This is a genomic window from Rugamonas sp. FW305-51 (assembly GCF_058786935.1).
Genome location: NZ_JBYSZG010000067.1, coordinates 1 through 24,934, shown reverse-complemented (window position 1 = coordinate 24,934; position 24,934 = coordinate 1). Strand labels below are relative to the sequence as shown.

Annotated in this window: 20 protein-coding genes and 1 tRNA gene; 5 read left to right on the top strand and 16 right to left on the bottom strand. The window is 66.2% G+C overall.

Annotation, left to right across the window (positions count from 1 at the left end):
• Positions 1 to 217 precede the first annotated feature (217 nt).
• A complete protein-coding gene (locus tag AC3WOS_RS26830) occupies positions 218 to 1,045 on the bottom strand; it encodes a substrate-binding periplasmic protein (RefSeq protein ID WP_492720145.1) in 828 nt (275 codons plus the stop codon).
• Between the two features lie 194 nt (positions 1,046 to 1,239).
• Between AC3WOS_RS26830 and rsxB the strand changes: the two genes are divergently transcribed.
• Together rsxB and nth are read left to right on the top strand one after the other, a co-directional pair.
• The gene (gene rsxB / locus AC3WOS_RS26825) at positions 1,240 to 1,956 is read left to right on the top strand and encodes an electron transport complex subunit RsxB (protein WP_492720149.1); all 717 of its coding nucleotides are present in this window, start codon (positions 1,240 to 1,242) and stop codon (positions 1,954 to 1,956) included.
• Positions 1,953 to 2,600 carry an endonuclease III gene (gene nth / locus AC3WOS_RS26820; protein WP_492720143.1) on the top strand — a complete coding sequence of 216 codons (648 nt, stop codon included), beginning with the start codon at positions 1,953 to 1,955 and terminating at the stop codon, positions 2,598 to 2,600. The genes rsxB and nth overlap by 4 nt, the downstream gene beginning before the upstream one ends.
• 16 nt (positions 2,601 to 2,616) lie before the next feature.
• On the opposite strand, the gene proB is transcribed toward nth, so the two are convergent.
• From proB to rplU, 4 genes are all read right to left on the bottom strand, one after another.
• Entirely contained in the window at positions 2,617 to 3,735 is a 1,119-nt protein-coding gene (gene proB / locus AC3WOS_RS26815; protein ID WP_492720141.1) for a glutamate 5-kinase, read from the bottom strand.
• Positions 3,736 to 4,053: 318 nt separating this feature from the next.
• Complete coding sequence (gene obgE / locus AC3WOS_RS26810; RefSeq protein WP_492720139.1) at positions 4,054 to 5,163, bottom strand: GTPase ObgE; 1,110 nt, start codon at positions 5,161 to 5,163, stop codon at positions 4,054 to 4,056.
• A gap of 111 nt (positions 5,164 to 5,274) precedes the next feature.
• Positions 5,275 to 5,532 carry a 50S ribosomal protein L27 gene (gene rpmA / locus AC3WOS_RS26805; RefSeq protein WP_492720137.1) on the bottom strand — a complete coding sequence of 86 codons (258 nt, stop codon included), beginning with the start codon at positions 5,530 to 5,532 and terminating at the stop codon, positions 5,275 to 5,277.
• A gap of 43 nt (positions 5,533 to 5,575) precedes the next feature.
• Entirely contained in the window at positions 5,576 to 5,887 is a 312-nt protein-coding gene (gene rplU / locus AC3WOS_RS26800) for a 50S ribosomal protein L21 (protein ID WP_056149930.1), read from the bottom strand.
• A 272-nt stretch (positions 5,888 to 6,159) separates the two neighbouring features.
• Here rplU and ispB point away from each other — a divergent pair, with 272 nt between their 5' ends.
• A complete protein-coding gene (gene ispB, locus AC3WOS_RS26795; protein WP_492720135.1) occupies positions 6,160 to 7,149 on the top strand; it encodes an octaprenyl diphosphate synthase in 990 nt (329 codons plus the stop codon).
• Positions 7,150 to 7,167: 18 nt separating this feature from the next.
• On the opposite strand, the gene arsC is transcribed toward ispB, so the two are convergent.
• Together arsC and AC3WOS_RS26785 are read right to left on the bottom strand one after the other, a co-directional pair.
• Complete coding sequence (arsC, locus tag AC3WOS_RS26790; protein WP_492720133.1) at positions 7,168 to 7,515, bottom strand: arsenate reductase (glutaredoxin); 348 nt, start codon at positions 7,513 to 7,515, stop codon at positions 7,168 to 7,170.
• 74 nt (positions 7,516 to 7,589) lie between these two features.
• A complete protein-coding gene (locus AC3WOS_RS26785; protein ID WP_492720131.1) occupies positions 7,590 to 8,150 on the bottom strand; it encodes a hypothetical protein in 561 nt (186 codons plus the stop codon).
• Between the two features lie 143 nt (positions 8,151 to 8,293).
• On the opposite strand from AC3WOS_RS26785, the gene AC3WOS_RS26780 reads away from it, so the two are divergent.
• Positions 8,294 to 8,370 (top strand) — tRNA-Pro (locus AC3WOS_RS26780).
• Between the two features lie 120 nt (positions 8,371 to 8,490).
• On the opposite strand, the gene AC3WOS_RS26775 is transcribed toward AC3WOS_RS26780, so the two are convergent.
• The 9 genes from AC3WOS_RS26775 to AC3WOS_RS26735 all read right to left on the bottom strand — a co-directional run bounded on the left by AC3WOS_RS26775 (position 8,491) and on the right by AC3WOS_RS26735 (position 22,947).
• Positions 8,491 to 11,208 (bottom strand): TonB-dependent receptor, encoded by a 2,718-nt coding sequence (locus AC3WOS_RS26775; RefSeq protein ID WP_492720129.1) that lies wholly within the window; start codon positions 11,206 to 11,208, stop codon positions 8,491 to 8,493.
• 27 nt (positions 11,209 to 11,235) lie between these two features.
• The gene (locus AC3WOS_RS26770; RefSeq protein ID WP_492720128.1) at positions 11,236 to 12,417 is read right to left on the bottom strand and encodes an ATP-binding response regulator; all 1,182 of its coding nucleotides are present in this window, start codon (positions 12,415 to 12,417) and stop codon (positions 11,236 to 11,238) included.
• Entirely contained in the window at positions 12,407 to 15,673 is a 3,267-nt protein-coding gene (locus AC3WOS_RS26765) for an ATP-binding protein (RefSeq protein WP_492720126.1), read from the bottom strand. The genes AC3WOS_RS26770 and AC3WOS_RS26765 overlap by 11 nt, the downstream gene beginning before the upstream one ends.
• Positions 15,670 to 16,302 carry a response regulator gene (locus tag AC3WOS_RS26760; protein ID WP_492720124.1) on the bottom strand — a complete coding sequence of 211 codons (633 nt, stop codon included), beginning with the start codon at positions 16,300 to 16,302 and terminating at the stop codon, positions 15,670 to 15,672. Before AC3WOS_RS26760 ends, AC3WOS_RS26765 begins: the two co-directional genes overlap by 4 nt.
• Positions 16,303 to 16,423: 121 nt before the next feature.
• A complete protein-coding gene (locus tag AC3WOS_RS26755) occupies positions 16,424 to 18,724 on the bottom strand; it encodes an EAL domain-containing response regulator (protein WP_492720122.1) in 2,301 nt (766 codons plus the stop codon).
• Positions 18,724 to 20,382 (bottom strand): methyl-accepting chemotaxis protein, encoded by a 1,659-nt coding sequence (locus AC3WOS_RS26750; RefSeq protein WP_492720120.1) that lies wholly within the window; start codon positions 20,380 to 20,382, stop codon positions 18,724 to 18,726. The genes AC3WOS_RS26755 and AC3WOS_RS26750 overlap by 1 nt, the downstream gene beginning before the upstream one ends.
• 97 nt (positions 20,383 to 20,479) lie before the next feature.
• Positions 20,480 to 20,692 carry a hypothetical protein gene (locus AC3WOS_RS26745; protein WP_492720118.1) on the bottom strand — a complete coding sequence of 71 codons (213 nt, stop codon included), beginning with the start codon at positions 20,690 to 20,692 and terminating at the stop codon, positions 20,480 to 20,482.
• A gap of 4 nt (positions 20,693 to 20,696) precedes the next feature.
• Positions 20,697 to 22,403, bottom strand: a complete 1,707-nt coding sequence (locus AC3WOS_RS26740; protein ID WP_492720116.1) for a methyl-accepting chemotaxis protein — start codon at positions 22,401 to 22,403, stop codon at positions 20,697 to 20,699.
• Positions 22,404 to 22,452: 49 nt separating this feature from the next.
• A complete protein-coding gene (locus AC3WOS_RS26735) occupies positions 22,453 to 22,947 on the bottom strand; it encodes a chemotaxis protein CheW (protein WP_492720147.1) in 495 nt (164 codons plus the stop codon).
• An 803-nt stretch (positions 22,948 to 23,750) separates the two neighbouring features.
• Between AC3WOS_RS26735 and AC3WOS_RS26730 the strand changes: the two genes are divergently transcribed.
• On the top strand, positions 23,751 to 24,934 hold a 1,184-nt coding region (locus AC3WOS_RS26730), incomplete at its 3' end, for a methyl-accepting chemotaxis protein (RefSeq protein WP_492720114.1).

Below are 24,934 nucleotides of genomic sequence, written 5' to 3'. Positions count from 1 at the left end.
CCTCACAACTCACTTTAGCCAACCCGCCTGCGTTTCGGCGGCGGGAGGCCGGCTAGATGATTTTCATACCCCTTTTTCGAAAATGGGGACGTACCCCTTTTTCGCCCATTTCCCGTAAAAGGGGTACGTCCCCATTTCTACGTCCCCATTTTCGAAGGATTGGAAACGTAACGCCATCCAAGTGCCGCGACGGAGCCGGCATCATCGACGTGGCAGGCTAGTCGGCCACCGGCCGCATGTGCAGAGCGCCGGTCCGGCGCGGCGCATTGCCGCCGTCGAGGTGCGCGCGCTGCCAGTATTCCTTCTCCAGCCGTTCCAGGTCCAGCTCGCGGGCCGCGTTGTTGAACGCTTTCTGCTGCTCCTGGCCCTGCGCCGTATGCTTGAAGCACACCGTCACGGGCCGCTCCTTGAACAAATTGTCGGCGTAGCCTACCCGCTCGCGCTCGCCGGCGCCAATCTGGGGCGTGTGCAGCAGATAGTCCAGCACATGACGCTCGATCACGATCACGGCATAGCGCCCGATCAGCAGCTTGCGCAAATTGGTCTCGTCGTTGACGCCCTCGTCCGGCGATACGTCGCCCCGCTCGCGGGCCGCGTCGAACTGTTCGCCGTAGGCATAGCCGGCCACCGTGCCCAGCCGCACGCCGCGCAGGCCGGCCAGCGTGGCGGGCCGCATGGGCGCCGTTTTCAGGTAAGCCAGCACCGTCTGCGTGCTGCCGATGGGGGAGGAAAAATGGCACAGCTTTTCCCGCTCCGGCGTGCGCCACACCGGCAGCAGGCCCGCGTAGCGGGGGTTGTGCAAGCCAAATTCCATGGCCCGCTTCCACGGGAAATATTCGATCTGCGATTGCATGCCCAAGCGCTGGTAGACGGCCGCCACCAGCGCGCCCGACAGGCCGTCCCCAGGCAGCGCCGAACTCACGAAGGGCGGCCATTCGTCGGCGGAAAAGCGCACCACCGGCAACGGCGCGGCAGCCAGCCACGCGGGCCACAACACCGCGCCGGCCAGCCATGCCATTACGACGCCCGCCTTCGACCGGCCCATCACCACTCCCCGTATTGTTGCCCGACTTTACCTTGCCGTTGGCATGATAGGTTTCTATCGTCCCATAAAAAAGCGCCCTGCACAAAGTTGTATTTAGGCAACCGCCTCCGCCATCGGCAGCGTATCAATGGTGCGGGATTTTTTTCGGCCCCAATAGCGCAGATATTGGATAATGACGCTTTACCGCATCGAAGCTGACCGTGTCGTCCACCAAAACTCCTTCCCTTGCCGACCGCATCGAAGACGTGCTGCCGCAGACCCAGTGCACCAAGTGCGGCTACCAGGGCTGCCGCCCCTATGCCGAGGCGATCGCGGCCGGCCAGGCTGACATCAACCAGTGCCCGCCGGGCGGCGCGGAGGGTGTGGCGCGCCTGGGCGCCCTGCTGGGCCGCAAGGTCATCCCGCTCAACCCCGTCAACGGCATCGAGCGCCCGCGCGCCGTGGCCTACATCGACGAGGCGCTGTGCATAGGCTGCACGCTGTGCATCCAGGCTTGCCCGGTGGACGCCATCGTCGGCGCGGCCAAGCAGATGCACACCATCGTGCCCGACCTGTGCACGGGCTGCGACCTGTGCGTGGCGCCGTGCCCGGTCGACTGCATCGTCATGTATCCCGTCACGGAGAGCACCGGCTGGGCCGCCTGGAGCCAGCCGCTGGCCGACGCGGCCCGCGAGCGGCACGACTTCCGCACCCTGCGCCTGCGCCGCGACGCCGAGGAAAACGATGCCCGCCTGGCCGCCAAGGCCGTGGCCAAGATGCAGGCCGTGGAAGCGCTGGACCCGGCCACGTCGGCCGGCGAAGCGGAAAAAGAACGCAAGCGCGCCATCATCGCCGCCGCCATGGAACGGGCGCGCCTGAAGAAGGAAGCGGTGCAGCAGGAAGCGGCCGCCAAGGAAAACAAACCCGAATGAATGCAGCCAAACGCTACGAAATGTTCACGCGCTTTCGCGCGGCCAATCCCAAACCCGTCACGGAACTGGAATACAGCACGCCGTTCGAACTGCTGATCGCCGTGCTGCTGTCGGCCCAGGCGACCGACGTGGGCGTCAACAAGGCCACCCGCAAGCTGTACCCGGTGGCCAACACGCCGGCCAGGATCCTGGCGTTGGGCGAGGAAGAACTCAAGAGCTACATCCAGACCATAGGCCTGTACAAGACCAAGGCCAGGAACGTCATCGCCACCTGCAAGATCCTGCTGGACCAGCACGGCGGCGAAGTGCCGCGCGACCGCGCGTCGCTGGAAGCCTTGCCCGGCGTGGGCCGCAAGACGGCCAATGTGGTGATGAACACGGCCTTCGGCGAGCCGACCATGGCGGTCGACACCCACATCTTCCGCGTGGCCAACCGCACCGGCCTGGCGCCGGGCAAGAATGTCGACATCGTCGAGCAGAAGCTGCTCAAGTTCGTGCCCAAGGAATTCCTGCACGACGCCCACCACTGGCTGATCCTGCACGGGCGCTACACCTGCAAGGCGCGCAAGCCCGAATGCTGGAACTGCATGGTGGCCGACCTGTGCGACTACCGCCACAAGACGCCGGCGCCGGACGGCGCCTGACCAGAACGGCCCGGGCTTACACCAGCACCAGGTTGTCGCGGTGGATCAGTTCCGGGCCTTCCAGGAAGCCGAGGATGGATTCGATCTCCGCCGACGGCTTGCGCATGATGCGGCGCGCCTCCGCGCTGGTGTAGTTGGACAGGCCGCGCGCCACCGGGTGACCTTCCGGGTTGACGCAGGTGATGACGGCGCCCCGTCCGAACTCGCCCTTCACGTCCGTCACGCCGATCGGCAGCAGCGACTTGCCCTCGCCCGTCAGCTTCTGCACGGCGCCCGCGTCGAGCACCACCTGGCCCACCGTGTGCAGGTGATCGGCCATCCACTGCTTGCGCGCCGTCAGGTGGCCCGTCTGCGCCGTCAGCTCGGTGCCGATGGCCTCGCCCTGCGCCAGGCGCGTGAGCACGTCGCTGTCGCGGCCCCAGGCGATGATGGTGTGGGCGCCCGACTTGGCGGCCCGCTTGGCAGCCAGGATCTTGGTCAGCATGCCGCCGCGGCCAAGGCTGCTGCCGGCGCCGCCGGCCATCGCCTCCAGCGCCGGATCGCCGGCCCGGCCCTGGCGGATCAGCTGCGCGTTGGGGTCCTTGCGCGGGTCGGCCGAGAACAGGCCGTGCTGGTCGGTCAGGATGATCAGCGCATCGGCCTCGATCAGGTTGGCCACCAGCGCGCCCAGCGTGTCGTTGTCGCCGAACTTGATCTCGTCCGTCACCACCGTGTCGTTCTCGTTGATGATGGGGACCACGCCCAGGCGCAGCAAGGTGGTCAGCGTCGAGCGCGCGTTCAGGTAGCGTTCGCGGTCGGCCAGGTCGGCGTGCGTGAGCAGCACCTGGGCCGTGCCCAGCCGGTGGGCGCGGAAGCTCGTTTCGTAGATTTGCGCCAGGCCCATCTGGCCCACGGCCGCGCAAGCCTGCAGTTCGTGGATGTCGGTGGGGCGCTGCTCGAAGCCCAGGCGCAGCATGCCCTCGGCGATCGCGCCCGACGATACCAGCACCACGTCCTTGCCCAGTGCCCGCAGGCCGGCGATCTGCGCGGCCCAGCGCGCGATGGCGGCGTGGTCCAGGCCCCGGCCGTCGTTGGTGACGAGCGAGGAACCGACCTTGATGATGACGCGGGTGGCTTTCTGTATGACGGAATTCATTGTGCGGCGGTTCTCATCTCAAAGCGCGGACCGGCCGCGCATGACTATCAAACACCCCGGCGCTGGCGCCAGGACTAGGATTGCTGTGATATCGCCGGAAACAGGCCGGGTGCCCTGTCCTGCCGCAACCGGCGCCGCGCCCGCGGTAGCGGGACCGGCGCCGGCATGGATGATGCAAACAGTGGTAACCGTTTATATCATGGAGAAAAATGCTAAGCGGCCGCGCGAGGCGGCCGGCTTGGGAATCACGTACTGTGATTGTAATCGAGAACGGCTCTGCCGTTCAGTGCGATCAGTCCACGAGCTTAGTCCAGGATGTTAGTCCAGGATTTTGAAGCGGGGATCATCCGGATCGATGGACGAGATGCCGCGCGCCTCTTCCGTCATCTGGGTTTCTTCCGCCCGCTGCACCTCGTGCTTTTTCTGCTCCAGGTGCATGTAGATGGCGTTGACCAGCTCCTGGGTGCCATCGTGGCTCAGGGCCGAGATCTCGAACACGGGGCCCTTCCAGGCGAAGCGCTTGATGAAGTCCTTGACGACCTTCTTGCGCTCCTCTTCCGGCACCATGTCGAGCTTGTTGAGCACCAGCCAGCGCGGCTTGTCCACCAGCGCCTCGTCGTACTTCTTGAGCTCCTTGACCAGGGCCTTGGCTTCCTTGACCGGATCGACATTGGCCTCGAACGGCGCCAGGTCGACGATGTGCAGCAGCAGGCCGGTACGCTGCAGGTGACGCAGGAACTGGTGACCGAGGCCCGCGCCTTCGGCCGCGCCTTCGATCAGGCCGGGAATGTCGGCGATGACGAAACTCTTCTCGTGCGACACACGCACCACACCCAGGTTGGGGTGCAGGGTGGTAAACGGGTAGTCGGCAATCTTCGGACGGGCGTTGGACACGGCCGAGATGAAGGTGGACTTGCCGGCGTTGGGCATGCCCAGCAGGCCGACGTCGGCCAGCACCTTCAGCTCCAGGCGCAGTTCACGCCGTTCGCCTTCCTTGCCTTCGGTCTTCTGACGCGGCGCACGGTTAGTCGACGTTTTGAAGTGGATGTTGCCCCAGCCGCCCTCGCCGCCCTTGGCCAGCAGTTCGATCTGGCCGTGTTCGGTCAGGTCGGCCAGGATTTCGCCGCTCGCGTTGTCGATGATCAGGGTGCCCACCGGCATGCGCAGCTGGATGTCGTCCGCGCCCTTGCCGTAGCAGTCGGCGCCGCGTCCCGGCTCGCCGTCCTTGGCCTTGTGCATCTTGGAGTAGCGGAAATCGACCAGGGTGTTGACGTTGCGGTCAGCCACGGCCCAGATCGAACCGCCCTTGCCGCCGTCGCCGCCGTCAGGGCCGCCGAAGGGTCTAAATTTTTCACGGCAAAAAGAGGCGCAGCCATTGCCGCCGTCGCCGGCGATGACCTCAATTTTTGCTTCGTCGATAAACTTCATAATGTGCCGCCATAAAACTAAAAAGGCTCTACCTTGGGCAGAGCCTTTCGATTGAAGGCTTGCGCCTTACGGGGTGGCATGCCGCGCCGCGCGCAGCATGCCGGTACCAATTTACGCTGGTACGACGGTCACGAACTGGTGCGAGTTCGGACCTTTGACAACGAACTTCACCTTGCCGGCCACCAGGGCGAACAGGGTGTGGTCCTTGCCCATGCCTACACCTTCACCGGCGCGCACTGGGGTGCCGCGCTGACGAATGATGATGCCGCCGGCGTTGATCGCCTGGCCGCCGTAGACTTTAACGCCCAGACGTTTTGATTCTGAATCACGGCCGTTTCGCGTAGTGCCGCCGCCTTTTTTGTGTGCCATTTTAAGACTCCTTAGATACTAGTGTAATTCGGGCAAACAGCGATTAGCCGTTGATCGAAACGATTTGGATTTCGGTGTAATTCTGGCGATGGCCCTGATGCTTCTGGTAGTGCTTACGACGACGCATCTTGAAAATCTTCACCTTATCGTGACGACCGTGTGCCACAACAGTTACCAGTACCTTTGCACCTTCGACCAATGGAGCACCAAACTTGATGCTGTCGCCCGCGCCTACGGCGAGAACCTGATCGATGGTGATTTCGGAACCAATGTCTGCCGGTATCTGTTCTACTTTAAGTTTTTCGCCAGCGACAACTTTGTATTGTTTGCCACCGGTTTTTATGACCGCGTACATGATTTGAAACCTCATCAAATGTTTAGAAAAATTCCCTCCCGGCTCGGCGTTGCAAGCAGGCTGAAAACGGGGGAACCGCTGATTATACATGGGATGGGTTTTCGCGTCAAAAACTATTCACAAACCTGGCGTGGCGTGGTATGTCGCCCGGCGCCGCCCCACCGCCCAGGGGGAAATCGCGCTCCAACATGCAGGCCCCGGCGGCCAAATGCCCCTTGGCGCAGGGGCATGACGTATAATCGCGGCACACTACAGTCTATTGCAGGTTCGCCTTGTCTGACGCTACCCAACACACCAACCAAAACACCATCGCCCAAACGATTGCCGCCGACATGGACGCGGTCAACACGGTGATCCGCCAGAAATTGCATTCCGAGGTCAGCCTCGTCAACCAGATCGCTGAGTACATCATCAGCGCCGGCGGCAAGCGCATCCGGCCCGTGCTCGTGCTGCTGGTGGCCAATGCCTATGCCTACCAGGGCCGGGCCCACCACGAGCTGGCGGCCGTGGTCGAATTCATCCACACGGCGACCCTGCTGCATGACGACGTGGTGGACGAATCGTCGCTGCGGCGCGGCCGCGCCACCGCCAACGCCCTGTTCGGCAATGCCGCCTCGGTGCTGGTGGGCGACTTCCTGTACTCGCGCGCCTTCCAGATGATGGTGGGCCTGAACAATATGCGCGTGATGCAGATCCTGTCGGACGCCACCAACGTGATCGCCGAAGGCGAAGTGCTGCAGCTGCTCAACATGCACGATCCGGACGTGAACGAAGAGCGCTACCTGCAAGTGATCCGCTCCAAGACGGCCAAGCTGTTCGAGGCGGCGGCCGAACTGGGCGCCCTCGTGTCCGGCGCCACCGACGCCCAGATCGCGGCGGCCGGCGAATACGGCCGCTCGCTGGGCACGGCCTTCCAGCTCATCGACGACGTGCTCGACTACGCGGGCGATGCCGGCGAGATCGGCAAGAACGTGGGCGACGACCTGCGCGAAGGCAAGCCCACCCTGCCCCTGATCTACCTGATGGAAAACGGCACGGAAGAACAGCGGGCCCTCGTGCGCAGCTGCATCGAGCAGGGCGACGAGCAGCACTTCGACACCATCCTGGCCGCCATCACCACCAGCGGTGCGCTCGACTACACGCGCCAGCAAGCCGTGGTGGCAGCGCGCCGCGCGGCCGACGCCATCGCCGACCTGCCCGACAGCGTGTACAAGCAATCGCTGCTGCAGCTGGCCAGCTTCGCCGTCGACCGCACGCACTGAGCGGGCACGGCGCCGTCCTTACAGGATCTGCTGCACCAGCTCGGCCGGGCGACACAGGCGCACGCCCTTGTCTGTCACCACGAACGGACGGTTGATCAGGATGGGATGGGCCATCATCGCGTCCAGCAAGGCCGCGTCGGACAAAGCCATGTCCGACAGGCCCAATTCATTGTACAAATCCCCCTTGTCGCGCATGGCGGCCCGCACCGAGAGGCCGGCCGCCGCGATCATCTGCTGCAGCGCCGCGCGCGTGAGCGGCGACTTCACGTAATCGACGATTTCCGGCTCCACGCCGGCGGCGCGGATCAGCGCCAGCGTATTGCGCGACGTGCCGCAGGCGGTATTGTGATAGATGGTGATGCCCATGATTGTCCTTCAATAGCTGAAAACGAGGCAGGCATTATCCCCGAAATGGGCAAATGGCGCGTGCCGGCACGCATTCAGCCGGCCGGCGCGGCGGCCGGGCGCAGCGCCAGCATGGCCCTGGCCAGGAACACGACGATCAGCGTGCCCGCCAGGTCGCCAACGAACATCACGGCAAAGCCGCGCAACAAGTGGGCGTCGCCATGGAGCGCGAACCAGATATGGTGCAGCAGCGGGCTGGCGATGGAACAGCCGACGGCGCAGGCCAGCAAGCCGCCCGGCGTGATGCCGGCCAACGTGAAACGGGGGCCGAGCCGGTGGTGCACCACCAGGTAGACCAGATACGGGCCGATGGCGCCGGCCATGGCGCCCGTGGTGCTGCGCAGCAGCTCGCCCGGAAAATAATACCAGTAGCACGCGACCCAGCCCGTCAGCAGCAGGCCGATGGCGCCCATGCGGCCGAACAGCAAGGTACACAGCAGGCGCGTACCGGCCGGCAGGTAGATCCAGCCTATGCCCTTCAGGTATTCGGCCTTGAAGATGAACAGCTCGTTGGCCAGCATCATCAAGCCATGCATGGCGACGGTAGCCAGGAGCAGATACAGATTCGTACGGAACGGCGAGGATGTCTGGTGCATGCGCTGGTGTCGGGTTGTGGCGTAGGGCCTGGTGATCGGTGGCATGCCACCATACCGTCTTTTCATCGTCGCATCAATTCCGATGAAAAAATGCTGGCCGATAGTTGATCAAACCATCATTTTCTGGTGTAATTATCCCTAAGCGGGGTGTAGCTTAGCCTGGTAGAGCGCTACGTTCGGGACGTAGAGGCCGGAGGTTCGAATCCTCTCACCCCGACCATCCATCCTTGTTTCACACCTGGGCCACATGCTCGGGCAATTTTTCCCCGCTGGATACTGGAACGCCAGCCGCATGTTCGGCACTGCCATCCCGTTGCTGCCATCGCAGCCGCCCCGCCCCTCAGTACCGCAACATCGCCGTCACGCTGATCTGCCTGTCGTTGATCCACGCGCTTTGCGACAGCGTGGTGCCGCCGTAATAGGCGCTGCGCGTGGTGCGCAGCAAATTGCTGCCTGCCAGCTGCACCGTCAGCCGTCCGCTGAATTTGCAGGCCAGCGAGGCGTCCAGCCAGCCATAAGCCCGGGTGTAGACCGGTAGCGTGCCCTGGCCGGCGACATTGCTGGTGCCGCTGAAGAAGCGGTCGCGCCAGTTGTAGGCAATGCGGGCCGATACCCGGTTCCGCTCGTAGAGCCCGACCACGTTGGCGCTGTGGCGCGACAGGTTCTGCAGCGGCACGTTCCCGCCCAGCACGCTGCTCGGCGTCGAACTGTCGACATAGGTGTAGTTCGCCTGCAGACCCAGGCCATTCAGCCAGCCGGGCAGGAAATCATACAGCCGCTGGTAGCCCAGCTCCGCCCCCTGGATGGTGGCGCGGCTGCTGTTGTAGGGACGGCTGACCTGGTAGAGCACGCCGTCATAGGTTTCGGCGCGGCTGGCATTGGCGATAAAGCCGTCGACGTTCTTACGGAACAGCGTCACCGTGGCCGAGGTGGCGGGACCGGCGTAATGCTCCAGCGCCAGATCCAGGTTGTCGGACCGTATCGGCCGCAACGCGGGATTGCCGGCGCTGCCGCTGTTGGTGCTGGGCGTGACGGTATTGGGCACCAGCGACAACGACGGCGACAGCTGGTCGAAATTGGGCCGGGTCATGGTCCTGGACGCGGCCGCCCGCAGATCCAGATCCGGCCGCAGTTTGTAGCGGACATTCACGCTGGGCAGCACGTCGCCGTAGGCATGGTCGATGCCGATCGGGCCGGTCCGGCCGGTGGCCGGCAAACTCTGGTTGCCCTGGACCGTCTCCCAGCTGCGCACCAGGCGCAGGCCGGCATTGCCGTCGAGCGGCAGCGCGGTGGCCGCAAAGCGCGCCTGCACATAGGCGGCCGCCGTCCGCTCATGTATGCGCCAGATGCTGAACACATTGCTCACCGTTGGCAGCACCGGGCTCAAACCGGCCGCCGCGCGCAGTGCCGCCGCGTCGCGTGCCAGGCCCAGGTCGCCCACCAGGTAATTGCGCACGGTCTGGCCGCCGCCGGGAAAGTAGGCGGCGAACGGATAGCCGGTCGCCAGGCCCGGCACGCCCGCCAGCGTCAGCCCGGGCGCGACCGCGGCATCGCCGAACACGGTGCCGTTGCCGTCGTCGGCGCCGCGGCTGGCGTAGCGCAAACCGGCCGCCAGCGCGGCCAGCCAATCGCCCGCCAGCCGGTATTCGCCGCTGGCGTGCAGCGCGTTCAGATGGCCATCGAACGGACGGACCCGGTAGGCGATGCTGGCCACTTGCAGCCGGGCCGGGTCGAGCGGCTCGTCGCCCGGCACCTGCGCCTGCGGCACCTCCGTGGACAGATCCTGGCTATAGGTGGCGCGGCCGTTCAACTGGGGGCCGGCAAAATACAGGTCGTTATGGCTGGCGCTATGGCTGGCGTCCAGCTTCAGCCACAGCGCGCCCTGCCGCCACTGCCCGCCCACAGCCACGCTGCGGTCGCGGTCGACGGTATCGCGCGCAAAGCTGAGGATGCCGGCCGGCGCATCGACCCAGGTGACCCCACGCACATTGGCCGTGCCGGGAAACAGCGTCACGCTGCCCGGCGCCACGGTCGCCGGCGCGCCCAGCGTGATCTGATAAGTGTCCTGCCGGGTGCGCAATTCGGCATAGCTGCCTTCGGCGTACATTTCCATACCCGGCGCCGGACGCCATTGCAGCGCGGCCGACACCCCATTGCGCTCGCGCTGGCCGGCGCTGGCCGATTCCGTGGTGCCGGCCGGCGCGTACACGGTGCGCCCGCCGACCAGGTCGTTGCGCGCGGCCAGCGGCGCGGTACTGGCCTGGTCCTCGCGCCAGGCACGCTGCTGGCGCACCAGGTTGAGCAGCAGTCCGAGCTCGCCATCGCCGACGCCGCGCCAACGCTGGCTGGCCAGGACCGACCACTGGCCCCGGCTGCGCTGCGCCAGATCGTCGCGCACCAGACGGACGGTGGCGGCCAGCTGGCGGCCGGCAAAGTCGAACGGCCGGCGCGTGCGCAGGTCGATGATGCCGCCGATGCCGCCGTCCAGCTGGTCGGCCGAACTGCTTTTATAGACGTCGATGCCGGCCACCATCTCGGCCGGATAGTCGGCGAAATCGAGGTTGCGGCCGGTGCCCGCCGTGAACACCTCACGGCCATTGATGGTCGTTTCCATCTGCGTCAGGCCGCGGATGGCGACGTTGGCGCCCTCGCCCCGGTCGCGGGCGATCTGCACGCCGGTGATGCGTTGCAAGGCATCGGTGACGCTGAAGTCGGGCAACGTCTGGACCTGTTCGGCCACCACGGCATCGACCACGGCCAGCTGGTCGCGCTTGATGCGCTGCGCCGCCGCCAGGCTGGCGCGCTTGCCGTCGATCAGCACCACCGCCGTGGCGGGATCCAGTTCCAGGGCTACGGCAGCCCCCACACCCGACTTGGTCGGCGGCGCCCCCTGCTGTTCTGACCGCTGCGCAGTCTCCGGTGCTACCCACCGTACCGCCTGCTGTGCCGCCTGCGGTGCCGCCCGTTGTTCCGGTTCCTGCGCCATCGCCGTCGCTGCCACGGCCAGCGCCGTCCAGCCAAGATACTGCGGTTTGCCGAGCGGCCAACTACCTTTCATGATATTCCTTTGGGATGGTTCGATTGTTCAAGCACTGTCCTGTTGCTTCAGCGGGAAGGAAACGGCAAGCCGGGTGCCGCCACCCGGCGTGCTGTCCACCTGCAGCCGGCCGCCCAGGGTCAGCACCCGCTCCCGGATGCCAAGCAGCCCGAACGAATGGGGGCGCGCCGCCGCCGGATCGAAACCGCGGCCGTCGTCGCTCACTTCCAGCGTACAGACGCGCCTGCGGCAACGCAGCGCCACCGTGACCCCGGTCGCCGCCGCGTGGCGCGCCACGTTGGTCAGCGATTCCTGCACGATGCGGAACACGGTGACCGCTTGCTGCTCGCTCAGTTCCTGCCTGCGCAAATCCAGCGTCAAGCGGCAAGCGGCCGTGCCATGTTTGCGAAATTCCTCGGCCAGCCATTCCAGCGCCGAGCCTATGCCCATGTCCAGCACGGCCGGACGCAGGCTGGTGGCCACATTGCGCACCACGCCGATGGTGCGGTCGACCAGTTCCGTCATCCCGCGCACATGCGCGTTCAGTTCCGGCAACTGCGCGCCAAAGCGTACCCGCAGCAAGGCGGCCGTCATGCGCAGCGCCGTCAGCGATTGGCCCAGTTCATCATGCAGTTCGCGCGCGATGCGCTTGCGTTCATCCTCGCGCACGCTCTCGCGGTGGGCGCCCAGTTCGCGCAGCTGCGCGGTGCGCTCGACCACCTGTTGCTCCAGGCTGTCGCGGTAGTGCTGCAGCACCCACTGGGCGGCCCGCCGCTCCTGGTTCTCCTGCGCCAGCAGGGCGTTCTGCTGTTCCAGCAGGGCATTCTGACGCTCCAGCCGGGCCTGCATTTCCGCCAGCCGCAAATGGGTCGCCACCCGCGCCAGCACCTCTTCCACCTGCAAGGGCTTGGTCAGGTAGTCAACGGCGCCGGCGCCGAAGCCGGCCACCTTGTCGGCGGTGCCGCCCAGCGCCGTCATGAAGATCACCGGCACCCTGGCAACGGCGGCGCTGCCAGCCTTCAGGCGGCGGCACACCTCGAACCCGTCCATGTCCGGCAACATCACGTCGAGCAGGATCAAGTCCGGCGGCGCCAGCGCCACGCGGCGCAACGCTTCCGCGCCGCCCTGCGCCACCGACAGCCGCAGCCCCTGCCGCTCCAGCATGTCCACCGCCAGCGCCAGATTGGCCGGCGTGTCGTCGACGATCAGGACCGAGTGCTTACTGAGCATGCACAGCTCCCGCCCGCAGCGCCAGGTGGTGCTCGACCAGCTGCAACAGGGCCTGCGACTGGAAGCCCTTGGCCAGGCGCCGCAACTGGGCGGCGAACGGCCGGTAACGCGGGTCCAGCTGCGCCAGATGGGCGGCGCGCTCCTGGATGTCGCGCATATTGCCCAGCTGGACGAGCTGGTGCAGCACCGCCATTTCGTCCGGTGGCGGCGTCACCAGCACTTGACCGCCCTCGTCGCCGCCTTGTTGCGGCAGCGGCTGCCACTGCCAGTCCAGGCCCAGCAGCGCGCCGATCCGCTCCAGCAGCAAGTCCAGCTCGACCGGCTTGGCCAGGCTGGCATCGATCCCGGCCAGGCGCTCGCGTTCCCGGTCGGCGTCGCCGGTGCTGGCCGAAATCGCGATCACGGGCACGCCGGCCAGTGCGGGCTGGCGGCGCAAGCGGCGGGTCGCCTCCAGCCCATCCATGCCCGGCATGGCCACGTCCATCAGGATCAGATCGGGCCGCCGCCGCGCCACTTGGTCCAGCACCGCCTGGCCGTGCCCGGCCTGCTCGACCTGGAAACCGAGCGGCACCAGCATGGCGGCCAGCAGCCGGCGGTTGTCCGGCCCGTCGTCGGCCACCAGCAGTTGGCGGCGCGGGCCATGGTAGCCGGCGATCTGGCGCTGCGGCCGGCTGGCCGGCGCCGCCTCGTCCAGCGCCGGCAAGACCAGCTCGAACCAGAAGCGGCACCCCTGCCCGGGCTGGCTTTCGACGGCGATCTCGCCGCCCAGCAGGCGCACGAACTGGCGGCTGATCGCCAGCCCGAGGCCCGTGCCGCCATGGCGCCGCTGCGCCTCGCCAGCCTGCTCGAACGGCAGGAAGATGCGTTCGAGCTGGTCCGCATCGATGCCGACCCCGGTGTCGGCCACCTCGAAACCGACCCGCTCGCCCGGCAGCGCCCGCACCGTCAGGCTGACGCTGCCGCGGTCGGTGAACTTGACGGCATTGGCCAGCAAGTTCAGCAGTGCCTGCCGCAGGCGCTGCTCGTCGGCCAGCACCATGGCCGGCACGCCGTCTTCGATCTGGCAGCTGAAACGCAGTTCCTTTTGCCCGGCCTTGATCCGCACCATGTCGGCCAGCGCCTGCAGGCACTGGCGCAGCGCCACCGGCGCGCTGCGCAGCTCAAGCTTGCTGGCCTCGATCTTCACCGAGTCCAGCAAGTCGTTGATCATGGTCAGCAGATGGTGGCCGCTGTCGTGGATCACGTCCACGCCCGTGCGCTGGTCTTCACTGAGGGCGACATCGCGCCGCAGCAGCTGGGCATAGCCGAGGATGGCGTTGAGCGGGGTGCGCAACTCGTGGCTCATCTGCGCCAGAAAGTCACTGCGCAGCTGGGCCAGCCGCTGGGCCTCGGCCAGCGCCGCCTCGCGCGCCCGGTCGGCCTGCTTGCGTTCGCTGATGTCGCGCGCAAAGCCCACCGTCCCCAGCACGCTGCCGTCGTCGTCCAGCACGGCCGCCTTGAACGTTTCCACCCACCGCGCGCCATGCCCGCCCTGCTGCTGTTCCTCCACCGTGCGCGCCTGGCGCGTGGCCATCACTTCCCGGTCTTCCGCGCGGAACCGGGCGGCCATGGCCGGCGTGATGTCCTCGTCGGCCAGGCCTACGATGGCGTCCACCTCGCGCCCCCAGGTATCGGCAACGGCCCGGTTGACGGCCAGGTAGCGGCTGTTGGTATCCTTGAACCAGACCCACCCCGGCAGCGTGTCGATCAGCACCCGCAGGTAGCGGGTTTGCTGGCGCAGCTGGGCGGTGCGGCGCTGCACCGTCAGCTCCAGCCTGGCGTTGAGCTTGCGTACCAGCCGGTGCGAACGGCGTAGCCGCACGGCGAAGGCGGCGGTAAATGCCGTCAGCGTCAAAATGCCACCCAGCACCGTCCACAGCCAGCGCTGCCGCAACACCTGGCGCTCCAGCTCGGCCTGCTGGCGCGTATTGCTGAGGGTCAGCGCGTCGATGTGGCGCTGCTTGGTTTCCGATTCGAAGTGCTCGGTCAGCTCGATGACCCGTTTGCCCAGCTTGTCGCGGGCCGATTGGGCGGCCAGTCGCGCCGCCTCCCGGCCATAGGCGTAGGCGGCCTGGTAATTGCCGCGCCGCGCGGCCAGCTCGCCCAGTTGCCGCGCGCTGGTGCCGACATAGCCATCCAGGCCCACCTCCCTGGCCAGCTGGTAGGCGCGTTCGACGTCGGACCAGGCCGCGGTGGCGTTGCCCAGCGCCTGATGCTCGGCGGCCCGCCCCATCAAGGCCCACCACATGCCGATCCGGTTCGGGTAGCGCCCATAGCCGGTCACCACCGCGTTCATCAGCTGCAAGGCTTCCCGGTGACGGCCCTGATGGCTCAGGTTGTTGGCCACGCCGCTGGTGGCATTGATGACGAAAAAGGGCGCGCCCACTTCGCCGTAGATCTGCAACGCGTCGCGCATCATGGCCTCGCCGCTGGGGTAGCCGTCGCGCACGGCGATCTGACCGGCCTGGCCGGCGATGGCCTGGGCCAGCACCAGCCGGGAGCCGGTCTGGCGCGCGGCCGCCGCCATGGCCACATAGTGCTGCAGCGCCTGCCGGGGATTTTCGCTCTGGGCAAACGAGATCGCCATGCACTGGTGGGCATAGGCCAGCGCCAGCGGCACCGCGCTCACGCGTGCCGTCTCCATCGCCTGCACGCAGATCTGCACCGATTCGTCGAGCTGGCCGAAACGGCTGTACATCATGGCGGCGCGCAGCATGGCTTCCACTTGCAGCGCCGGTTGCGGCACCCCGTCAAGGATCTTGAGCGCATGCTTGCTCGCTTCAATCAGGCGCTCGACGCGTCCCTGGTTGACCGTGTTCAGCGTCAGCACCAGGTCCGCCTCCGCCTGGCCAATGCGGTCGTCGCCCAGGCGCGCCTGCTCCAGCACCTGCTCGGCATGGATGCCGGCCGCGTCCGTCATCGCCAGGTACAACTCGCTACGGGCCAGCAGCGTCAGGCTGCGGTTGCGGTCGGCCGGGGTGGCGTCCAGCGGCGGCGCCGCCTGCAACTGCAAGGCTAGCTCATAGGCGGGCCGGGCCTGGTTCTCGGCCAGCGCGCGCACCGCCTCCAGCTGGCCGCGCCACTGGATCAGCGCGGCCGAGGGCGGCGCGGCCGCGGCCAACGGCCCGGCCGCCCAGCCCAGCCCGGCAAGCAGGAGCCACGCGCGCGCGCGCCGGCGCAGGGCCAGACGGAAGGCGGGCGGTGCCAGCGCACTCATCGGCCCAGGCCGTGGTCTATCCCATAGCGCAGCAGGTCGGCATTGCTCTGGAAACCCATCTTCTGCATCAGCCGAGCCTTGTGCGTGCTGACGGTCTTGTTGCTGATCGACAGCTCCTCGGCGATCTGGTTGACGCTTTTGCCATCGACCAGCAATTTAAAGATACCGAGCTCGCGGTTCGACAATTGTTCGTGCGGGTGCGCCAGCGGTCCGGCCGCGTGCTGGAATACCATGCGCTCGGCCAGCAGCGGATCGATGTAGCGGCCGCCGGCAGCCACCTTGCGGATCGCCAGCAGCAGCGTTTCCGGGTCGCCGTCCTTGGTCAGGTAGCCGGCCGCGCCGGCCTGCAGGGCGCGCCGCGCCACCAGCGCCTCGCTGTGCATGCTCAGCACCAGGATGGGCAGCTCCGGGGCGCGGGTCCGTATCCGCCCGATCAGGTCCGTGCCGCTGATGCCGGGCATGGTCATGTCGAGCAAGACCAGGTCGCACGTCCCATGGCGCAAGTAGTCCAGCAGCTGGCCGCCGTGGGTGGCCTGGGCCACGACCTCGAAGTCGCCCGCCAGGGAAAACAATTGTAACAAGCCGCCCCGCACCAGCGCGTGGTCATCGGCGATCAAGATTCGTATCATGGTTCCGGAACGCTTTCCCGCAGCAATCAGGCAAAAATGCGCTGTGCCCGTCATCCTAGCAGACTGCGGCCGCCGCTTGTCCCATCGCAACTTGCAAACAACAAGTTAATCAAGCCGTGCGTCATGCCGCGCCCGCCGTACGGGCTGGCCCGCCGCCGTCCAGGCACAGGAAGCGCGCCATGTCCGGCGCCGCCAGCGGACGGCTGAACAGATAGCCCTGGAATTCGTCGCAATGCTGGGCCTGCAGGAAGGCCAGCTGGCCGGCCGTTTCCACCCCTTCCGCGATCACCTTCAGGCCCAGCGTGTGGGCCATGGCGATGATGGCGCGCACGATGGCGCCGTCGTTGCGGTCGTCCGGCAAGCCGCTGACGAAGGAGCGGTCTATCTTGAGGAAGTCCAGCGGGAAGCTCTTCAGGTAGCTCAGCGACGAATAGCCGGTGCCGAAGTCGTCCACCGCCAGCCGCACGCCGATCGCCTTGAGCGCCGCCAGCGTGCGCAGCGTGCCCTTGGCGTCCTGCATCAGCATGCTCTCGGTCAATTCCAGCTCCAGCAGGTGGGGTGGCAGGCCGCTGGCGTCCAGCGCCGCCGTCACCATGTGCACCAGGTCGGCATCGCGGAACTGGCGCGCCGACAGGTTGACGGCCACCGGGATCGGCTCGGCCATGCCGTCGTACCAGCTGCGCGCCTGCTGGCAGGCCTGGCGCAACACCCAGGCGCCGATCTGCAGGATCAGGCCGTTCTGCTCGGCCAGCGGAATGAATTCCGACGGCGCCACCGCGCCCAGCAGGCGCGCGTTCCAGCGCAGCAAGGCTTCGGCGCCGACCACGCGGCCGCCGTGGCGGTCGGCGCGCGGCTGATAGTGCAGCGACAGTTCGGCTTGCCGGATGGCGTTGCGCATGGCCTTGCCCAGCTCGATACGGCGCCGGCTGGCGCTGTTCATGTCGGCGTTGAAGTACTGGTAGCGGTGCCCGCCATCGGTCTTGGCGCGGTACATGGCCGTGTCGACATTGCACAGCAGCGTTTCAGCGTCGGCGCCATGCTGCGGGTAGTGGACGATGCCGACGCTGCCGCTGACCACCAGTTCGTAGCCATCGACGTCGGCCGGCCGGGCCAGCAGCCGCAGCACACGGCGCGCCAGCTTGCCCAGGCTGGCGTCACCGCCGTCCGTGGCCACCAGGATGGCGAACTCGTCGCCGCCGGTGCGCGCCACCAGGCCGCTGCCGCGCACCACCCGCTCCAGCAGCGCGGCGCACGCCTTGAGCAGGCGGTCGCCGTACTGCCGGCCCAGCGTATGGTTGATGTCGCGGAACTGGTCGAGGTCGAGCAGCAGCAGCCCGACCCCGCCGCCGCCGGCGTCGGCCTGCGCCAGCGCGCGCGCCAGATGGTCGCCGAAGCAGTGCCGGTTGCACAGGCCCGTCAGCGGGTCGCGGTTGGCCAGTTGGGTCAGCTGGCTCTGGTATTGGCGCACGCTGGTCACGTCGCGGCCTATGCCCACCAGGCGCCCGCCGGCCTGGCCCGGCCCGTTAAAGCGCACCATGGTCAGCTGCAGGACGCAGCGCCGGGTCGGCAGTTCCAGCACGATCTCCTCGTCCACGGCGGCCCCGCCATCGCTGCAGCGCAGGCAGGCCGCATGCATGCGGCGGCCGGCGTCGGGGCCGAAGATTTCTTGCGCGGAATGGCCGATGATGGCCGTATCGGCCAGCCCGACCAGGCGGCAGAAGGCCCGGTTGACCTTGGCATAGTGGAAGGCGCCCGCCGCATCGACTTCGATCAGGTACAGCGCGTCGGAGACGTGGTCGAAGATTTCCTGGTAGCGCACGGCGCTGCTCTGCAGCGCCAGTTCGGCCGCCTGGCGCTCGGCCAGCTCCACCTGCAACTGGCGGTTGCTCGACGCCAGTTCGGCGCGGCGCAACGCCACTTCGTCGCGCAAGCCCGACTGGACCTGCTGCAACTGCCGCGTCTGGCGCTGGAGCGCCAGCCGCGCCCCCCGCAGTTGCAAGTGGGCCGCCACCCGGGCCGCCACTTCATCCACCTGCAGCGGCTTGATCAGGTAGTCGACCGCCCCCAGCGCGAAGGCCGACAGCTTGTTTTCCGTCTGCTTGAGCGCCGTCATGAAGATCACCGGGATCTCGCGGTGCCCGGCGCGCGCCTGCAGCTGCCGGCACACGTCGAAGCCGCTCATGTCGGGCATCATCGCGTCCAGCAGGATCAGGTCTGGCTGCGCGAAGTCGACCCGCCGCAGGGCCTCGGCCCCGCCCTGGGCCACGATCACCCGGTAACCGTGCGCCTCCAGGCTGTCGACCACGAAACCCAGGTTGGCGGGTTTGTCATCGACGATCAGGATGGTCTGGCCGGCGCCGTGCCGGGCCGTGATGACGGCGGCCGGATCGGCGCCCATGGCGTGCGGTGCAGCGCCTGTCATCAGAACGCTTCCCATTCCTCATGGGCGGCGGCCGGCACGGCGCGGGCAGCCGCGGCCACCGCACCATGGCGCACCGCGCGCGGCGGCGGCGCCGGGCGCGCCGGCCCGGCGCCGCCATCGGTCAGCTTGAACACGCCGATCACCTGGAACAGGTGCTCGGCCTGTTCCTGCATGCGCTGCGCCACGGCCGCATCCTCCTCCACCAGCGCCGCGTTTTGCTGGGTGACCGTGTCCATCGCCACCACCGCGCGGCTGATCTGCTCGATGCCGGCCGTCTGCTCGGCGCTGGCCAGGGCGATTTCGCCGATGATGTCGCTCACGTGCTGCACGCCGGTAACGATGGCGTTCATGGTGGCGCCGGCCTGATCCACCAGCTGGGCGCCGGCATCGATGTTGTCGACCGCGTCGCCGATCAGGGTCTTGATCTCCCTGGCGGCGCTGGCCGACCGTTGGGCCAGGCTACGCACCTCGCCGGCCACCACGGCAAAGCCCCGGCCCTGCTCGCCGGCGCGGGCCGCCTCCACCGCCGCGTTCAAGGCCAGGATATTGGTCTGGAACGCGATGCCGTCGATGACGCCGATGATGTCGACGATTTTCCTGGACGAGGCATTGATCGAAGCCATGGTATCGACCACTTGCGACACCACCGCGCCGCCCTGGACGGCGGCCTGGGAAGCGGACTGCGCCATCGTACTGGCCTGGCGCGCATGGTCGGCGTTTTGCTTCACGGTGCCGGTCAATTGCTCCATCGACGACGCCGTCTGCTCCAGCGCGCCGGCCTGGGCCTCGGTGCGCGACGACAGCTCCTGGTTGCCGCTGGCGATCTGCAGCGACGCCGTGACGACGGTATCGGTGCCGGTGCGCACCTGGTGCACGATGCCCAGCAAGCTGTCGTTCATGTCCTTCAGGGCCTGCATCAGCTGCCCCGTCTCGTCACGCGAGCGCACCACGATGGTGGAAGTGAGGTCGCCATCGGCCACGCGCCGTGCCACCTTCAAGGCATGGCGCACGGGCGCGGTAATGCTGAGCGTGAGGTAGCGGGCGAACAGTCCGCCCAGCAGGACAAACGAAACAATGAGGGACACCACCAGCAACTTGCTGCTGGCGGCCGCCGCCTCGACTTGCTCGCTCAGCCCGTTGACCGTCTGTTTTTGATAATTGAGGAAATCCAGTTCGGCCCTCTTGTAGGCTTCGGACAAGGGCGTGAATTGTTCAAACAGCGTGGCCACTTCATCGTCGCGGCCAGCGCGCTTGGCCGCCAGCACCCGGTCGCGGTTGCTCAGGTAGCGCGCGCGCACCGCCGACACCTGCTGAAACAGCGCCCGCTCCTGCGCGCTAGCCAAGTGGCTCTCGATATAGCGCTGAATTTCGTTGATGCGACTGGTGGAGGCCTTGGCGTCGTCGGCGAAATACGCGGCCAGGCCCGGGTCGGCGCTCTTGACGACCGCCAGTTGACGCTTGAGTCCGGCAAAAGTGATGTGATACCACTCCTCGGTCATGCGTTCCTTGGTCAGCGGCTCCTGCATCATCGCGCGCGTATCGGCCGCCACCTGATGCAGCCGCCACAGCCCCACGGCCGAAGAAATGGTCGCCAGTAACAGGACGATGGCGAAGCCGGCGCCCAGGCGGGTACCGATGCTGAGATTTTTTATTTGCATGTTGCCTCCGTCGTGTTCACGCTCAAGCGGGCGATGGCTGTCGCTGACGACAACGACCGCCCAGGATTATCCGGTGCGCCAGGTGCGGGGAAGAAATTCAAGACCCGGTGAACTTCCTTAACAGCTGGTCGACCGCGTCACGGGCCCGCTGTTGGCCGGCCGGATCGACTTCGCCATGCAGGGCGTGCAATGCCAGCGACACGTCGACCAGCGCATCGCGCCAGTCGAACAGCATCGCCTGCAAGGCGGCCAGGTCGGGCCGTTCAGGCGTGCGCGCGCGTTCCGGTTGCGGCTGCGGCTGCAGGTCCATGGATTCAGAACTCTTCCCATTCGTCGCTGGCCGGCGCGGCCCGGTTCGTGGCCCCGTTAGCGGCCAACTTGACGGGCGTTCCGGGTGCCGGGCGCACGGCCGGCGCGGCCATGCCCCGCGGCGCACGGCCGGCCGCCATCAATGACGCCACCGGGGCGGCGGGCGCCGCGCCCACCTTGAATATGCTGACCACGTTGGCCAGGCTGCCGGCCTGGTCCTGCAAGGCCGTGGACGCGGCGGCTGCTTCCTCCACCAGCGCGGCGTTCTGCTGGGTGGCCTGATCCATCTGGATGATGGTGCGGCTGACCTGTTCGATGCCCGCCGTCTGCTCCTGGCCCGCCACAGTGATCTGGCTCATGATGTCGGTGACGCGTTTGACGCTCTCGACGATCTCATGCATGGTGGCGCCGGCCTGGCCCACCAGCGCGGTGCCGGCGTCCACTTTTTCGACCGAATCGCCGATCAGCGTCTTGATTTCCTTGGCCGCCGCCGCCGACCGTTGGGCCAGGTTGCGCACTTCGGTCGCCACGACGGCAAAGCCGCGGCCCTGCTCGCCGGCGCGGGCCGCTTCCACGGCCGCGTTCAAGGCCAGGATATTGGTCTGGAACGCGATGCCGTCGATGACGCCGATGATGTCGACGATCTTGCGCGCCGACGCATTGATCGAGCCCATGGTCTCGACCACCTGTGACACCACCGCCCCGCCCTTGACGGCGACCTCGGAGGCCGATGCCGCCAGCCCGTTGGCCTGGCGCGCATTGTCGGAATTCTGCTTTACTGTACTGATCAGCTCTTCCATCGACGACGCCGTCTCCTCCAGCGAGGCGGCCTGCTGCTCGGTACGGACCGACAGGTCGAGATTGCCGCTGGCGATCTGGCCGGAAGCGGTGGCGATCGTATCGGCGCCGGTGCGCACTTCGGACACGATCTTGACCAGGCTATCGTTCATCTCCTTCAACGCTTGCAGCAACTGGCCCGTCTCGTCGCTCGTGGTGGCGGCGATGCGGCTGCTCAAGTCGCCCGTGGCGACCGTGTTGGCCACACGCACCGCTTGCCGCAACGGCAGGACGATGGAACGGGTAATCCAGATCGCCACGCCGCTGCCGAGCACGAGTGCCAGCGCGGCAAGGCAGACCAACATGAGGCGCGTATTCTGATAGGTGCTCTCGGCCTGCTTGCCGCTGTCCGTGACCAGCGCCGCCTGGTGCTTGATCAGCTCCCTGAGCGAGTTGAAGTAATTGCGCTGCGCGGTGCGCATCTTGGTCAGCAGCACCACCGTGGCCTCGTCCTTTTTGCCCTCGGCCGCCAGATCCAGGAATTCCTTTTGCGTGGTCCCGTATTGCGCCTTGGCGTCCAGCGCCGCTTGCAGCAAGGCCTTGTCCGCTTCCTCCGTCAGCAGCGCCTGCAGCCGGGAAAAATTCTCGCTGTTTTCCTTTTTGTTTTTGAGTATGGCTTGGTGTTCCTTCTCCACTTCGCCCAGATCCCCCCACAGCAGCATGTTGCGCATGCTGCGGGCATTGCGATTGACGATGTCCTGGATTTCATAGGCATACACCGCCTTCGGATAGTGATCATTGACAATCCGGCTGGTGCCATCGTTGAGCAGGCGCAGACTTGAGATGGCAAACAGCGTGCTGGCCGCCAACAACAGCAGCACCAGTCCGAACGCCCATCTGAGCCGGGTTCCTATTTTCCAGTTTGCGATATTCATATTTCCGTCCGTTTCCATAGTCCGTGACGCCGGCCGGCGTCCGAACGCGTTACGCCGCCACGCTGTCTATCAAACCCATCTCGCCGGAAGCCATGAGTTGGGCGATATCGACCAGAATCAACATGCGTTGCTCCAGCGCGCCCAGGCCGATCAGGTAATCCGTATTGAATGCCGTCCCCATCTCGGGCGCCGGCTTGACTTGCTCGGCCGTCAGCGTGATCACGTCCGACACACTGTCGACCACCATCCCCACCACCCGGCCCGCGATATTGAGGATGATGACGACCGTGAACTGGTCATAGCTCGGCGTGCCCAGATTGAACTTGATGCGCATGTCGACAATGGGAATGATGATGCCGCGCAGATTGACCACGCCCTTGATGTAGGCCGGCGCGTTGGCAATATGGGTGACGGTTTCATAGCCGCGCAATTCCTGGACCTGCTGGATATCGATGCCATATTCTTCCTGCCCCAGTGTGAACGCAAGAAACTCCAGCGTCTGGAAGGACCGTGCCGGCTGCGTGACCGTCTTTACCGCCGGCATACTATTTTGTTGCGCATCCACTCAATCATTCTCCCCAAAATGTACGGCATGCAGCAATACCTGCGCTTTGCCAGCATCACCTGACGATGCACTGCAATTGACTCTAGCAGAACTGCAAGCATCTCCATATCCGTGCCATCCCTATATTGAAGTAGGGAAATCCCTACCGTGGGACGCGCCGTTTGGGCTTATCAATCCGGCCAGCCCTGCGCGCAACGCGCTGGAATCGCGGGCAGATCACGATGTGAGACCGGTGCCTGCATGCCGCCGGCTAAGGATTTCCTTACACCAGTATCGGGAAAGGCCGATTCATCGGCTGCCGCATGAATGATATGGTTGGGGCCCGTTGCAAGCAGCTGCTGGTGCAAGCAGCTGCACAGCCCTGGCATCGTCTCGTCAACCGCATGACAAACTCCGCTTGTTGTTGATGCATACGGACCATGCGCAGGCGCCACGCATGGCTCGCCCGTCGATATAGGCAAACAGCCCGCCGTGTCGCGGATGGAAATGTTAAGTTAGGTAAATTTTTGATTTCGCTTAAAAACCTTATGCTAGGCTCCGGCCATCATGAAAGCTCACCTCGCCGGCGCTCCCGTTCACTGACATCGGAACATCGCACAGCGCCTGTACTGGTCAGCCTTTCTCGACATCCGGCATGGCGTCCGGCCTTTCGCGTCGCATGCCTACCCATCACCTGGCGGGAGGCGGCGATTGCCGGCGACATCAAGCGTCGCCTGGTCGCTGCATCGATTTTCGTCAAACAACCCGCGCGTTTCAAACCTGACTAAAAATTGAAAAGAGAAATGGAAATGCATATTCGAGATCTGAAAATCGGCACCCGCCTGGGCGTGGGCGCCGCCTTCCTGGCGGCGCTGCTGTTGGTGCTGGGCGGGACGGCGCTGTCGCAACTGCAGCAGGTCAATGACCTGAGCAAAGACGCGTTGCAAAACCGCTGGATGAAGGTCAAGCTGGCCGCCCAGATCACCGATGGCGTCAACAACAACAGCCGCCAGGTATTGGCGCTGATCGAATCGGACGAGCGCGCCGACATGGAACGGATCAAGGCGGAGATGGCCGCCCAGTCGCAGGGGCTGACCCGGACCTACGACCAGCTCGAAAGACTGGTCGTCAGCGACAAGGACAAGGCGCTGTATGCGGCGATGCTCGCCGTGCGCAAACCCTACACGGACAACCGCAAGCGAGCGATTGATCTTGCGCTGCAAGGCAAGCGCGATGAAGCGGAGCACCAGCTCGCGCGGGAAACGCTCCCCCTGCAGAGGCGGTATCTCGACGCAATCGACGCGCTGGTCGACTATCAAACCACATTGATGGATGCCACCGCGCCGCGCATCGAGCGCATCTACGAATCATCCCGCAACCTCATGTCGGCGCTGATCTGCGCCGCGCTGGCGATCGCCTGTGGCGGCGCCTGGTGGCTGACACGCAGCATCACACTGCCGATGCGGGCGGCCGTCGCCGTCGCGCAAACCGTGGCGCGCGGTGATCTGACCAGTCACATCGAAGTGAGCGGCCAGGACGAGACCGGGCAGTTGCTGCAAGCGCTGAAGGAGATGAACGACAGCCTGGTCAAGATCGTCGGCCAGGTGCACGCCGGCACCGACACCATCGCCGCGGCCGCCGGCCAGATCGCGTCGGGCAGCCAGGAGCTCGCCTCGCGGACGGAACAACAGGCCGGCTCGCTGGAAGAAACCGCCGCCTCGATGGACGAACTGGTGGCGGCGGTCAAGCGCAGCGCGGCCAATTCGAGCCGGGCCAATCAGCTCGCGGTGACGGCTTCCGGGATCGCCGTCTCGGGCGGGGCGGTGGTGACGAAGGTGGTCGACATCATGGGGTCCATCAATGCTTCGTCGCGCCAGATTGTCGACATCATCGGCGTGATCGACGGTATCGCGTTCCAGACCAACATTCTGGCCCTGAACGCGGCGGTGGAGGCGGCGCGGGCGGGCGAACAGGGACGGGGCTTTGC